Raw genomic sequence first — 14,327 nt, 5'->3', positions numbered from 1 at the left:
CTACCCTCTTTTAAACTTCCGCTTACCTTTTAGTTTTCGCTCTTTGAATGGCATCGCCATTGACGCGAATTCTTTCATCGCTCGACGATACACATCCCGCTTAAACGAAACGACTTGTCTTACTGGGTACCAATAACTTACCCAACGCCAACCATCAAATTCAGGGGTACTACCACGCTGCATATCTATCTGCGATTCATCACAGTCTAAGCGCAATAAAAACCATTTCTGTTTTTGTCCGATACAGACAGGCTTTGAATCCCAACGAACTAAGCGCTTTGGCAATTTATATCTGAGCCAATGACGACTTGTTGCTACGATTTTCACGTCTTTTTTTGTTAGACCAACCTCTTCATAGAGTTCTCTGAACATCGCCTGTTCAGCCGTTTCTCCGTCATCAATCCCCCCTTGAGGAAATTGCCATGAATGTTGTCCGTATCGTTTAGCCCAGAAGACCTGACCATGGTTGTTACAGATTACAATTCCCACATTTAAGCGGTAACCATCGCCATCTATCACTGGCCAACCTCGAATAATATCTTTAATTACAGTGATTTTTCCACATATCCCCAACAGGAGCAAACTTACTAGTGTGATTAGCACGTGATTTATTGGCAACAACCCCTAATATGGATAACTTCTAAGCCCAGAAGCACTTATCAACACCATAATGAGACCCAAGCCACATTTATTCACCTTTTCTGTGAATAACCGTGTGAAGAAACCAGTTAATACAGATCATTTCGTATTGAAAAATTTTATTTCAACATATACCCAACCATAAAAATAAATAAATAATCGCATTTAAATCAACACTTTAAATAATAAATATTATATAAAAATAAACTATCAACGTTTATTACCTTACCCTAAAAACAACATGGTCAAAGATCATCCAACTAGAGTCTTATCCACAAAAAAATCATTTGAGAATGGTAAGATGGCGAATAACAAGTCTCAATCGATCTTAGAATCACTGATCATTTGTACATAACCATGAATTAACACTTAAAAAAAACCAACCCTGTGGATAAGTTAATAAGTGATGATCTTTTCTACTGAGTGAATACTTATTCCCCATTACGAATCAAAAACACATTTGTTATGATAACGATCTTTACATACCCATTAGCGACCTTATGAAGCCTGAACCTATCTCTGAAAACGAACTACTCACTCGAGCCAATGCGATTGCGGGTCTTTGTTTAAAAGATCTCGCTGATGAAGCTAATATCCTTGTACCTGAAGACCTGAAGAGAGACAAAGGCTGGGTAGGGCAATTGTTAGAGTGGCACTTAGGGGCAACAGCAGGAAGCAAACCTCAGCAAGATTTTGAAACTCTAGGTATAGAGCTGAAAAGTATCCCTATTGGCTATAACGGTAAACCACTTGAAACAACGTTTGTCTGTGTGGCTCCTCTTATTGGTGTTCATGGTTTACGTTGGGAGCATAGCCACGTCAGAAATAAGCTATCAAGAGTTCTTTGGATCCCCGTGGAAGGAGAAAGAGAGATCCCATTAGGTGAACGACGAGTAGGATCGCCTCTAATCTGGTCTCCATCTGAAAAGGAAGAGCAGCAACTTAAAGCCGATTGGGAAGAATTAATGGAACTGATCGTTCTAGGCCAAGTAGAACAAATCACCGCGAAACACGGCGAAGCGTTGCAACTCAGACCAAAAGCCGCCCATGGCCGTGTGTTAACCGATGCGTTCGGCTCTAGTGGTAAACGAATAAAAACTCGCCCGCGAGGGTTTTATCTTCGGACTCAATTTACATCGGCTATTCTCGATAAATACTTTATTTAACAGCGTGTTTATTAAACCGAGTCTTTATCTAAAGAAGTAACAGCACAATCAATGCATCGCCAACGATAGCTCAATATCACAGTATGAAATGCCCCCTTCACGACCAAACTCGTCATAGGCATTATGTAATCTTAAGTACGCTTTATCGATACCCAATCGGACCAACTCTTCTTTGACTAGCTCTAGAGAGTCAAAGTGCATCGGATCGTCATCTTGTTTTAGTGGCTCCAATTTGTGCTTATATTCGACCGCTATCTGATACTGAGATAAATCAGAGCATCCTATTACAAACACCTTAGGGGCCTGGTATGAATCCTTGTGATATCCATGAATCCATTTATCTAATTGTCTTTTCTGCATACGCACCTCCAATTATCATTCTAGACAAAGCTGGCATTTTTGCGAATTCTTGCTCTAATCCATTTGATCCATAGAGGCATTCACATATATTGGTAACACAACGATACGATGAACAAGGAAGTACGATGCAGTACACAAAGTTGCCACACTCAAGTTTAGAGATCAGTAAAATCTGTCTCGGTACGATGACATTTGGAGAGCAAAATACTCAAGAGGATGCGTGTAATCAACTGGATTATGCATTGGAAAGAGGGGTCAACTTTATTGATACGGCTGAGATGTATCCCGTTCCACCAAAAGCATCAACGCAAGGTCTTACCGAAAGTTATATTGGTCACTGGCTTAAGCGATCTTCTAAACGAGAGAAAGTGGTTCTGGCCACCAAAGTTGCAGGCCCACGGAACGTTCCATACATCCGCGATAATATGAAACTCGATCGTCGCAATATTCATCTAGCGATAGACGATAGTTTAAAACGGCTGCAAACAGATTACATCGATCTCTATCAGTTGCACTGGCCTCAACGCAACACCAATTGTTTTGGACAACTCAACTACCCTGACAGCCCTGAGCAAGAAGAAGTCACACTGATCGAAACTCTAGAAGCGATGTCTGAATTAGTAAAAGCCGGAAAGATTCGTTATATCGGAGTCTCAAATGAAACACCGTGGGGTGTCATGAGCTTGCTAAAATTAGCCGAAAAACATGACCTACCCAGAATTGTATCGATACAAAACCCTTATAACTTACTCAATCGCAGCTTTGAAATCGGTCTGTCAGAAATCAGTCACTATGAGGGTGTAAAGCTATTGGCGTATTCCCCTCTCGCTTTTGGTTGCCTTAGTGGGAAGTATCTTAACAACCAAAAACCGACAGATGCTCGATGCACTTTGTTTGAACGCTTTGTCCGTTACTTTACTCCACAAGGAATCGCGGCAACCCAAGCGTATGTAGACCTTGCTCATCAACATTCGCTTGATCCAGCTCAAATGGCTCTTGCTTATGTAAACCAACGTCCATTTGTTGCTTCTAATATCATTGGTGCGACAAATATCAATCAGTTGAAAATGAATATAGACAGTTTAGATGTCGTACTTACTGATGAATTACTTCAAAAGATACAAGAGGTTGGTACGACTTACTCCAACCCTTGTCCTTAATGTTACATGGGGGTAGGTGAAGTGCCTACCCCATTGTCTACGTTGGTATTCGCGTACTTAATACACGACGAAGGTGACGAACTCGACGCTCAGCTTTGACGGCTTCAGGCTCTGAAAATCCAATCGGTCTTCCATCGGTTTCTAATCCTATATCTCGTAATAGGTGGGTATTTTCCCAAGGAATATCGTAGCTGCTACGACGAATTTTTCTCTTCCACTCACGTTCTTCACGCTTAAGATCCGCTTTAACGAGTAATGTGGCGAGTTTTAAATAAACAGAATGGCGCATAATAGTTCTCCAGTTAAGAATAGTAGCTGGGGAAAGGGCGCAAAGAGAATTGGTTGGTGACTCTTATTAAGCTGCCATTTCCGCAGCCTAACAAGGTTACGGATTAATTATTAGTAGATGTCGTACGATCGGCTGCCATGGCCATGATGTTATGGCAGGCGTACAAAGCCTTGAGCTCAATACGATCGATATCGGTACAAACACATTGAATGATGGATAAATGTTTCATCTGTACCTCCTAACTAAATAATAAATCCGAAGAAAATTGTGTAGCAGAGTCTCTGCTCACGATTAAATTCTATGCAATTGAGATAATAATTCAACCGCTATAAATTGATTAATAAAAAAACAATGCATTCCTCCATTTAGGCAGCTATACCACTAAAAAACCAACACATTCACACAGTGAATAACAAATAATCAACATAATGAAGTATAAAAAAAGCCACAATGGCTACGTTGTGGCTTTAATACATTCTAATTCAGCTTGTTATGCTTAAGACATCGCATCTTCTGTTATCAAATTATGTTTGTTCAATAACCGGTACATCGTTGCACGCGATACTCCCAGCTCTTTTGCAGCAATCGATACTTGCCCCGAGTGAGACTCTAACACCAATAAGAGTGCGTCTCTTTCACTGCGCTCTCGAATGCTCTTTAAGCTACGTCGACCATCATGTCGTTTTGGCAGATCTAATTGAGATTCGTCGATCATAACGTTGTCAGACATCAAAACAATGCGTTTGATTTGATTCATTAGCTCTCGTACATTTCCAGGCCAGTGATAACGTGTTAAGTCTCTAATCGCATCTTCAGAAAAACTTCGAGCTTGAGCATTGAACTCTTTTGAATACTCTTGCAGGAAATGACGAGCAAGCAGAGCGACATCGCCCGCTCTTTCTTTTATGCTAGGGACATTAATCCGCAGCACATTAATGTAGTGATAGAGTTCTTCATTAAAATCACCATCAATCAGTGCTTTTTCAATATCAGAAGAATTAGCCGCTAAAATTCTCACATCCACTTCTTTACGGCCATCAGGTGTATCCACGACCCCTTCTTGTAAAAAGCGCAGTAAATTCAATTGCTGAGACTTAGGTAAAGTTAAAATATCGTTCAGCAGAATCGTGCCACCGTCCGCCTTTTCGAGCATGGATACTTGAGTACCATCTTCTTGGTTGATGCCAAAAAAATCACACTCAATACGTCTTTCTGACATGGCACGACAATTCACAGAAATAAACTCTTTTTGAGATCGTGCTGATGTCTTGTGGACCGCCTTTGCAACGGTCTCCTTACCCGTACCACTTTCCCCGTAGATCAAAATGGATACATCCGTTGGGCCAACACGTTTGATCTGATCCCGTAGGCGTTTCATTGGAATCGAATCACCAATAAGACCCATATCACTCATTGAGCCATAATTGGGCCATACTTTTTTCTCAAGTTTTAACATACCAAGTTGGTGTCCTATGGTATTTAAAAGCTGAGCGTCAGGGATAGGAGATGTGAAAAAATCAATACAGAAGTTAACAATAAACTGGCAAATGGTATCAGAACTCAGTTGTGATTCACGTATAAATGCAAGCCAACGAACTTGCTTGTGCTTGCTGACTAAGTTAGCGATGCCATTGAGACTAAACTCGTCATGACTCAAGTCCACAATGCCGATGCATGGGCCAGTCTCACTAAAAAGCGAATCAGCTTTACGTAAATCTGCACATGAAGTACAACGCCAACCAACTTGCTCCAGTACCGAAAGCCAGGGTTCATGTGTCCCACCAACAACGACAAGTGAACCTGGGACAGAATCCATACGGAATTGACTACCCATTATTATGTTCCTTATATTGATTTTTTAATTTATATCTAAGCCGTGAATACCTAACGGTAGTAGCCGTTACATTATCGAGACTCGCCGAGATAATCTGTCTCAATACTTAGACTAGGCCCCGAATAATCATTCATACAACTATTTTGGTCACATACATTCAAGTTAACTATAAAATCACGCGCATAAAACCATAATCTTCGCTAATTTCGACGCTTGTCAGTAAAAAAAAAGCCACCCGAAGGTGGCTTTTTTTAGTTATTGATAAATAAGGAGTTAATAACGGGCAATCTCTGGATGAGATCGCGACTTACAAACGCCTTAAGACTGTGGACGCATTGCCGGGAACAAGATCACATCACGGATTGTGTGTGTGTTTGTAAATAGCATTGCTAGACGGTCGATACCGATACCTTGGCCCGCTGTTGGCGGTAGGCCATGCTCTAGTGCAGTAATGTAGTCTGCATCGTAGTACATCGCTTCATCATCACCCGCGTCTTTCGCATTAACTTGCGCTTTGAAACGTTCGTCTTGATCTTGTGCATCGTTAAGCTCAGAGAAACCATTCGCTACTTCACGGCCACCAATGAAGAACTCAAAGCGGTCTGTGAAGAACGGGTTGTCATCGCTACGACGTGCTAGAGGAGAGATGTCCGCTGGGTAACCCGTAATGAACGTTGGTTGAATGAGCTGAGGCTCAGCCGTTTCACCAAAGATCTCTTCAAGAAGCTGACCACATGTCCAGAATTTCTCAACGTACAGACCCACTTCTTCTGCAATTTTAACCATCAATTCTCTGTTCTGAAGATCATCTTCAGTCAGAGCTTGAATGTTTGCATTTTCAGGCGTGTAGTGTTTGATTGCATCGAACATGCTCATGCGAGCGTAAGTGCCACCGAACTCAACCGTTTCGTCACCGTAAGGCATAGAAGTAGAACCAAGAACATCCATCGCTGCTATGCTTAGCATCTCTTCAGTTAGATCCATTAGATCTTTGTAGTCAGAGTACGCTTGGTAGAATTCCATCATTGTGAATTCTGGGTTGTGACGTGGAGAGAGACCTTCGTTACGGAAGTTACGGTTGATCTCGAATACACGGTCAAAACCACCCACCACTAGACGCTTAAGGTAAAGCTCAGGTGCAACACGTAGGTACATGTCGATGTCTAATGCGTTGTGATGAGTGATGAATGGACGTGCTGTAGCACCGCCCGGGATCACGTGCATCATTGGCGTTTCAACTTCTAGGTAGCCTTTTGAGCTCATGAAGTTACGGATTGAAGACACAAGCTTAGAACGCACGATGAATGTGTTACGAGAGTCTTCGTTCACGATTAGATCAACGTAACGCTGACGGTAACGCATCTCTTGGTCAGTTAGACCGTGGAACTTCTCTGGTAGAGGACGAAGTGCTTTAGTTAGCAGTTCAAACTCTTCCATGTTCACGTAAAGGTCACCTTTACCAGATTTGTGAAGCGCACCTTTAACACCGATGATGTCACCGATATCTAGGCCTTGGTACTTCTCTTTCAGTACTTTTTGTACGTCTTTCGCTGCGTATGCTTGGATACGACCAGAAGTTTCTTGAATCGCAAGGAATGGACCACGCTTCGCCATAACACGACCAGCGATCGCAACGATATGGTTAAGCTCTTCTAGCTCTTCCTTAGTCTTCTCACCGAATTCCGCTTGAAGATCGCCAGCTAGGTGCTCACGACGGAAATCATTTGGGTGACCGTTCGCTTTGCAGTTTAAGCGGATGTGATCCAGCTTGCTACGGCGCTCAGCGATCAGTTTGTTCTCTTCAGGTGAAGAAGCTTCTTGTGCGTTTTCGTTTTGAACAGCATCAGTCATTAGAGATGTACCTTGCTTTTATAATTTGAACAGCTATATTTTTGAAAATATAGGCATTTTTACCAATATTATTGGTAAAGCTTAATAGTTGATAAAGCTTACAGACCTGATTTCAGGCTAGCTTCAATAAACTTGTCTAAGTCACCGTCAAGAACCGCTTGAGTATTACGGTTTTCGATGCCGGTGCGTAAATCTTTGATACGTGAATCATCCAGCACGTAAGAGCGGATCTGACTGCCCCAACCGATGTCTGATTTCGTTTCTTCGCTCGCCTGTTTTTCAGCATTTTGTTTTTGAATCTCAAGTTCAAAAAGCTTAGCACGTAGCTGCTTCATCGCTTGATCTTTGTTCTTATGCTGCGAACGGTCATTCTGACACTGAACCACGGTGTTAGTCGGAACGTGCGTAATACGTACCGCTGATTCCGTGGTGTTTACGTGCTGGCCACCAGCGCCAGAGGCACGGTATACATCAATACGTAGGTCAGAAGGATTAATGTCGATCGTAATGTTGTCATCAATCTCTGGGTAGATAAACGCAGAAGCAAATGAAGTATGGCGACGACCACTAGAATCAAACGGAGACTTACGAACCAAACGGTGAACGCCCGTTTCTGTGCGCAGCCAACCATAAGCGTACTCACCAGAGATTTTAATTGTCGCGCCTTTAAGACCAGCGACATCACCATCAGAGACTTCAATCACTTCCGTCTTAAAGCCTTTCGCTTCAGCCCAACGCAAATACATGCGTAGCATCATTGACGTCCAGTCTTGTGCTTCTGTACCACCCGAGCCTGACTGTAAATCGATGTAGCAATCTGAAGCGTCGTGATCACCTGAAAACATACGACGGAATTCCAGTTTACCTAACTTAGCTTCTAGCTCAGCCAGTTCTGGTTCAATTTCGTCAAACGTTTCTTGATCTTCTTCTTCAACCGCAAGCTCTAATAGGCCATCAACATCCTCAACACCTTGGTCAAGTTGGTCGATCGTTTCTACTACCGCTTCCAATGCAGAACGTTCTTTACCTAGCGCTTGAGCACGCTCAGGTTCGTTCCATACATCCGGTTGTTCTAATTCGGCGTTTACTTCTTCTAGACGCTCTTGCTTAGCGTCATAGTCAAAGATACCCCCTCAGGATATTTGTGCGCTCAGACACATCCTGCAGACGGTTTTTTATAGGATTGATTTCAAACATTTTAGCTCATCATTTGTGAGTAGAATTTAACCGAGAAAGTTTACTGAAAAATGTGATGAAGATACAGAAAAAACCGAGGTGAAATGGAAATAAAAAAGGCCGATGTTTCCATCGGCCTTTTCCAATTCAATATGTACAGAAAGCCTATCAAGCAGTCTCTTCGACCAGTTCTTGATCAACGGCTTTACCAATAAAGAACATGCATATAATCGAAGCGAAAGTAGGAAGCACCCATCCCATTCCGACGTCAAACAGCGGTAGCATACTTAATGCTGAAACATCGATACCGGCCACTTTTGCCGCATCAATAAGGGCAAAGATTAATGCGACAAGAACCACAACACGATAAGCCACAACCGGATTTGGTAGCTTTTCACGCACAAACGCTAGCGCAACCAGTGCAATAGCGACGGGGTAAAGAGCAAAAAGAACAGGCACTGAGAGGGAAATCAACTGAGATAGACCCACATTCGCGACCAGCGCGCAAATTCCACCAATAATCAGAACCCACTTCTTATATGACAATGACGTTAACGAGCTGAAGTAATCAGAACAAGCAGAAATCAAACCAATTGCCGTGGTTAGACACGCCAATAATACAATCACTGACAAGACCAGTTGCCCATAAGGACCAAACAGCGCTTGAACGTACAAGCTTAATACCACGCCACCGTTATCCGCCCCTGAAGCTACAACTGCACTGGTTGCTCCCAAGTAGAACAGAGAAATATAGACAAAAGCTAACCCCGCAGCTGCAATGCACGCGGCACTGATCAAGTATTTTGCCGTCGCGCTGCGTTCAGTAATCCCTTTGCTACGCAGAGCATCAACAATCAACATCCCAAACATCAGCGAGCCAAACGTGTCCATCGTGTTATACCCTTCCAGGAAACCTTTGGTTAACGGTTGTGTCGCATACTCTCCTTGAGCGGCAATCATTCCACCTTGTGGGTCAACGAACACCGCCACCGCTAGAATGATCAAGCCAATGAATAGAACAGGCGTAAGTACCTTACCGATCACATCGATAAGACGGCCTTGTGACCAAGCAAAAAACATTGCGATAGAGAAAAAGACAATGGAAAATAGGGCTAAGTCGAATTGACCAGCATCGGTTAAAAAGGGGCGAATAGCCATCTCGTAGGCAACTAATCCAGTACGAGGCGCAGCAAAAGCAGGACCGATGATGATAAAAATAAGCACCGCGATGAGCGTTGCAACGCGTACTGGTAGATCTTTCGTCAGATGCTCCCAAGTTCCTCCGACTTTCGCCACAGCAATGATGGTGATAAGTGGTAACCCGACCGCAGTCACAAGAAAACCAAACATAGCTGGCATTAGGTTTTCACCGGCTAGTTGCCCCGCCAGTGGTGGAAATATAATGTTGCCTGCTCCTAAGAAAAAAGCAAACAGCATAAAGCCTACGGCTATAATGTCTGTCAATTTTAAAGTCTGCTTCACAGCTAACCCTTACTATAATGTTGAACGGTGTTATGTTTGCGTATTGTTGCTTTATCAGCACAATACCCTTTTATTTGGTCGCGAATAATGACGAAACCCTTATCAATTGGCAACCTCTGAGAGGTAAACACCATATTAATCTGCATTTTTATCTACAATGCAGTCAATAACACCATGCTTAGACAAATTAGCAGAACATAACAAAGAACAATCCGGCTACTTGCATGAAATCAAATAGCATAAAGAACCAAACATTAAATTAACAACAGACACTTTTACCAACAAAGAGTGATTTAACGGAATTATCATGAAATGTAGCACGTTAAAAACTAAGGACTTCAAATTTAAACAGTTTTCTATTCAAGGTGGCCGTTCCGGCATGCCAGTGAGTACCGATGGGATTTTATTAGGCGCTTGGTCAAACCTCGATCTTATGAACACATGCCTGGATATCGGAACCGGGACCGGACTGTTATCTTTAATGGCCGCGCAAAGGCATAACACATTAGCCATCACTGCCATTGACATTGATCGTCACGCCATTGAAAGTGCACTGCATAATTTTAAACAATCACCATGGAATGACCGTTTACAACTGATTGAGGGGGACATTCTCAAGGCTCCCATGACCTCGCTTTTTGATGGCATCATTTGCAATCCGCCATACTTCAATTCAGGAGAGCAATCACACCATCCTCAACGAGCCATTGCGAGACATACCGATACTCTTGATCATCATTCATTACTTGAGCGTTCTTATACACTAACCACCCCCTTAGGAACCGCCAACTTCATTTTGCCCATTGGTGAAGGTCATCAACTTATTGCCAAAGCGAAGCCACTCAATTGGCACGTTACTCGCCTCTGTCATGTAAAGACGACAGAGCAGAAAATAGCATCTAGGCTATTGATAGAATTAAGTAAAATAAAAACAGAGTTAGAAGAAACACATCTGATCATTCACCAAGATGGGCAATACAGTAAAGAATTTCACTCATTGACTGAGAACTTTTATCTCAAGATGTAAAAATATCATGTGATCATAATCACTAATACATCTATAATATCCGACCTAATTTTTGCCATAACACGCCAACTGGCTTGTGGAGATACTACAGTGATCAGAACTTTTGCTGACCTTGATCTAGATGAAACCCTTATTACAGCTATTGAAGAGCTGGGGTTTGAGCGCCCAACGCAAATTCAAGAAGATGCGATCCCACAAGCTCTAGATGGCAAAGATATTCTTGCCTCTGCACCGACAGGAACAGGTAAAACCGCTGCTTTTTCACTTCCAGCGTTACAATACTTGCTTGATTTCCCTAGAAAAAGACCAGGACCTGCCCGTGTCTTGATCTTAACACCAACACGAGAGCTTGCGATGCAGGTGGCCGATGAAGCTCGTGCATTGGCTAAAAACACACGCTTGAATGTCTTCACCATCACAGGCGGTGTTCAGTATCAGGAACATGCCGATATTCTTGCTCAAACGCAAGATATCGTAGTGGCCACACCGGGTCGCTTGATGGAATACATTGAGTCAGAGCGCTTTGACTGCCGGGCGATTGAATGGCTTATTCTTGATGAAGCTGACCGCATGCTAGACATGGGATTTGCGCCTGTTGTCGATAGACTGGCGGCTGAATGTCGCTGGCGTAAACAGACGCTACTCTTCTCTGCAACACTTGAAGGCCGAGGTGTGGAAGGCTTTACTGCTGATCTTTTAAAGAACCCAGCAGAAGTGACAGCCGACCCTTCTCGTCGTGAACGCAAGAAGATCACGCAATGGTATCACCGCGCTGATAGCATGGAGCACAAGCTCGCATTACTTAAAAAAATACTGACCGATCAAGCGGATCGCTCTATCGTATTTTTGAAAACTCGTGAACGTTTAGCAGAGCTACGTATTGAGCTTGAAAAAGCACAAATCCCATGCGCATGGATCCAGGGTGAAATGCCACAGGATCGTCGTAACAATGCCATCACTCGTTTCCGAGAAGGGACGGTTAACGTTCTTCTTGCTACGGATGTTGCTGCTCGTGGTATCGATCTTCCCGATGTAAGCCACGTAATCAACTACGACATGCCACGCTCAGCGGATACTTACTTACACCGCATTGGTCGTACTGCCCGCGCCGGTAAAAAAGGCAACGCTTTGTCTCTGGTAGAAGCACATGATCAGGCTATGCTTGAGCGCGTCGCGCGTTATATCGATGAAGAAATTAAAGAACGCTTCATTAAAGATATGCGCCCACAACATAAAAAAGCATCGACCAAGAAAAAGAAAAAAGACGTAACAAAAAAAGACGCAAAGAAAAAGACCACCAAGAAAAAAGCGGTTAAGAAAAAGAACACAAAGAAGAAGTAAGTCACGTCTACGTTGAGTAACAAAATAAAAAAAGAGTAAAGAAATAAAAAAGCCGATACTCATTGCTATGATTATCGGCTTTTTTGTATCGGCGTATCGCTAAAAATATCGATTTATCACTGAAAAGAGAGCAGCGCATTAACCCTGCTCAAATTCAAATAGGGACCCGATTAATGCTCACGAGTCGCGCGGAAATCAACGTCAGGGAATCGCTCTTTCGCTAAATTCAAATTCACCATCGTTGGCGCAATGTACGACAGGTTATCGCCACCATCTAACGCGATATTCGATTGGTTTTTACGTTTAAACTCTTCAAGTTTCTTGTCGTCACTGCACTCAACCCAACGAGCCGTTGCCACGTTGACACTTTCATAAATCGCTTCAACATTGTATTCAGACTTCAATCGAGCCACAACCACATCAAACTGAAGCACACCCACTGCGCCAACGATTAGATCATTGTTTTGCACCGGACGAAAAACCTGTACCGCACCTTCTTCAGAAAGCTGAACGAGACCTTTCAATAGCTGCTTCTGTTTCAGCGGATCACGCAAACGAATACGACGGAATAACTCCGGCGCAAAGTTTGGAATACCGGAGAACTTCAAACTTTCCCCTTGAGTAAAGGTATCGCCTATTTGAATCGTACCGTGGTTATGCAAACCAATAATATCACCCGCGTACGCTTTTTCAGCACGAGAACGATCACCGGCCATAAACGTAACCGCATCTGAAATGCTAACACTTTTACCGGTACGGACATGATTCATCTTCATGCCTTGATTATACGTACCCGATACAATACGCATAAAAGCGATACGATCTCGGTGTTTAGGGTCCATATTGGCTTGAATCTTAAAGACAAAGCCAGAGAATTTTTCCTCGGTAGCAACAACGTCACGCTCATTCGCTTGACGTGCTTGAGGAGCTGGAGCCCATTTTGTTAAGCCATCAAGCATATGGTCAACACCAAAGTTGCCCAGTGCCGTACCAAAGTAAACCGGTGTCAACTCACCCGCTAAGAACAGCTCCAAATCAAAGTCAGGGCAAGCACCGACAACAAGCTCTATCTCTTCTCGCACGCTTTCCGCAAGGTCTGCGCCAACAGCCTCATCAAGTTCAGGGTTATCCAAACCTTTAACAATGCGAACGTCTTGAATCTCATGGCCATGGCCTGATTCGTATAAGATCGTTTCATCGCGATGAATGTGGTACACACCTTTAAACTCTTTACCACAACCAATTGGCCATGAGATAGGAGCACAAGCCATACCTAACTCACTTTCCACTTCGTCCAAGACTTCCATTGGATCACGCACATCACGATCCAATTTGTTCATAAAGGTAACGATAGGCGTATCACGTAAACGCGTTACCTCCATCAGCTTGCGAGTTCGATCCTCGACACCTTTTGCCGCATCGATAACCATCAAACACGAATCCACCGCAGTGAGCGTTCGGTAGGTATCTTCCGAAAAATCTTCGTGTCCTGGAGTATCAAGAAGGTTCACTAAACAGTCATTGTATGGAAACTGCATCACGGACGTTGTTACCGAGATACCACGCTCTTTTTCCATCTCCATCCAGTCTGATTTGGCATGCTGGTTAGAGCCACGACCTTTAACGGTTCCCGCTTTTTGAATAGCGTTTCCGAATAACAGTACTTTTTCTGTAATGGTTGTTTTACCCGCATCCGGGTGAGAAATGATAGCAAAGGTCCTTCGCTTATTGATTTCATTGAGAAAATCTTGGTTTGCCATGTATAAATTCTTTTAGTTTGTACACGGATTTGTACACACTTTTGGAAGTACTCTCTTTTCAGTTCTTCGCTTGTCAAATCCGTCGTGTTAATCGTAATTGGCCGCTATTTTCGCTGATCTTGACTTTATAAACAATCAATGGTTATCTAATCGGTTACCATTTACTCTCAGCGTGCGCCAATGCTCAGTTGTAGCTGTTTGCAATCGTTGCTTCTTCAGCTCATGAACAACTGTGGCTAAAC

The 14,327-nt window shown here is 43.1% G+C and carries 13 protein-coding genes; 4 read left to right on the top strand and 9 right to left on the bottom strand.

The annotated features are described in order from the left end of the window. The gene (rppH, locus tag QF117_RS08905; RefSeq protein ID WP_026026578.1) at positions 1 to 519 is read right to left on the bottom strand and encodes an RNA pyrophosphohydrolase; all 519 of its coding nucleotides are present in this window, start codon (positions 517 to 519) and stop codon (positions 1 to 3) included. A 620-nt stretch (positions 520 to 1,139) separates the two neighbouring features. Here rppH and mutH point away from each other — a divergent pair. Next, positions 1,140 to 1,805, top strand: coding sequence for a DNA mismatch repair endonuclease MutH (gene mutH, locus QF117_RS08900; protein WP_282388616.1), 666 nt, complete (start codon positions 1,140 to 1,142; stop codon positions 1,803 to 1,805). A gap of 48 nt (positions 1,806 to 1,853) precedes the next feature. Here mutH and QF117_RS08895 read toward each other — a convergent pair whose 3' ends face one another. Continuing rightward, a complete protein-coding gene (locus tag QF117_RS08895) occupies positions 1,854 to 2,165 on the bottom strand; it encodes a DUF6482 family protein (RefSeq protein ID WP_017035475.1) in 312 nt (103 codons plus the stop codon). A gap of 125 nt (positions 2,166 to 2,290) precedes the next feature. Between QF117_RS08895 and QF117_RS08890 the strand changes: the two genes are divergently transcribed. Continuing rightward, on the top strand, positions 2,291 to 3,325 hold the full coding sequence (locus tag QF117_RS08890; protein WP_282388615.1) for an NADP(H)-dependent aldo-keto reductase: 1,035 nt from the start codon (positions 2,291 to 2,293) through the stop codon (positions 3,323 to 3,325). Between the two features lie 37 nt (positions 3,326 to 3,362). Here QF117_RS08890 and QF117_RS08885 read toward each other — a convergent pair whose 3' ends face one another. The 6 genes from QF117_RS08885 to brnQ form a co-directional block, all read right to left on the bottom strand. Continuing rightward, positions 3,363 to 3,614 carry a DUF1127 domain-containing protein gene (locus QF117_RS08885; protein WP_282388613.1) on the bottom strand — a complete coding sequence of 84 codons (252 nt, stop codon included), beginning with the start codon at positions 3,612 to 3,614 and terminating at the stop codon, positions 3,363 to 3,365. 103 nt (positions 3,615 to 3,717) lie between these two features. Continuing rightward, positions 3,718 to 3,843 carry a hypothetical protein gene (locus tag QF117_RS08880; protein WP_282388612.1) on the bottom strand — a complete coding sequence of 42 codons (126 nt, stop codon included), beginning with the start codon at positions 3,841 to 3,843 and terminating at the stop codon, positions 3,718 to 3,720. 267 nt (positions 3,844 to 4,110) lie between these two features. After that, positions 4,111 to 5,448 carry a cyclic-di-GMP-binding transcriptional regulator VpsR gene (gene vpsR, locus QF117_RS08875; protein WP_282388611.1) on the bottom strand — a complete coding sequence of 446 codons (1,338 nt, stop codon included), beginning with the start codon at positions 5,446 to 5,448 and terminating at the stop codon, positions 4,111 to 4,113. Between the two features lie 318 nt (positions 5,449 to 5,766). Then, on the bottom strand, positions 5,767 to 7,299 hold the full coding sequence (lysS, locus tag QF117_RS08870; RefSeq protein WP_282388610.1) for a lysine--tRNA ligase: 1,533 nt from the start codon (positions 7,297 to 7,299) through the stop codon (positions 5,767 to 5,769). A gap of 98 nt (positions 7,300 to 7,397) precedes the next feature. Beyond that, a protein-coding gene (gene prfB / locus QF117_RS08865; protein WP_282388609.1) for a peptide chain release factor 2 occupies positions 7,398 to 8,496 on the bottom strand; the annotation gives its coding sequence in 2 pieces (ribosomal slippage) (positions 7,398 to 8,420 and positions 8,422 to 8,496; 1,098 coding nt in all). 147 nt (positions 8,497 to 8,643) lie between these two features. Continuing rightward, on the bottom strand, positions 8,644 to 9,957 hold the full coding sequence (gene brnQ, locus QF117_RS08860; protein ID WP_282388608.1) for a branched-chain amino acid transport system II carrier protein: 1,314 nt from the start codon (positions 9,955 to 9,957) through the stop codon (positions 8,644 to 8,646). A 307-nt stretch (positions 9,958 to 10,264) separates the two neighbouring features. Here brnQ and QF117_RS08855 point away from each other — a divergent pair, with 307 nt between their 5' ends. Together QF117_RS08855 and srmB are read left to right on the top strand one after the other, a co-directional pair. Continuing rightward, entirely contained in the window at positions 10,265 to 10,984 is a 720-nt protein-coding gene (locus QF117_RS08855; protein ID WP_282388607.1) for a methyltransferase, read from the top strand. A 90-nt stretch (positions 10,985 to 11,074) separates the two neighbouring features. Continuing rightward, positions 11,075 to 12,325 (top strand): ATP-dependent RNA helicase SrmB, encoded by a 1,251-nt coding sequence (srmB, locus tag QF117_RS08850; protein WP_017035484.1) that lies wholly within the window; start codon positions 11,075 to 11,077, stop codon positions 12,323 to 12,325. A 170-nt stretch (positions 12,326 to 12,495) separates the two neighbouring features. Here the strand turns inward: srmB and prfC are convergent, their stop codons facing one another. After that, positions 12,496 to 14,085 carry a peptide chain release factor 3 gene (prfC, locus tag QF117_RS08845; RefSeq protein ID WP_282388606.1) on the bottom strand — a complete coding sequence of 530 codons (1,590 nt, stop codon included), beginning with the start codon at positions 14,083 to 14,085 and terminating at the stop codon, positions 12,496 to 12,498. Positions 14,086 to 14,327 lie beyond the last annotated feature (242 nt).

The sequence above is a fragment of the Vibrio sp. YMD68 genome (genome assembly GCF_029958905.1).
Taxonomy (GTDB): domain Bacteria; phylum Pseudomonadota; class Gammaproteobacteria; order Enterobacterales; family Vibrionaceae; genus Vibrio.
This window is presented reverse-complemented; position numbering and strand designations above follow the sequence as displayed.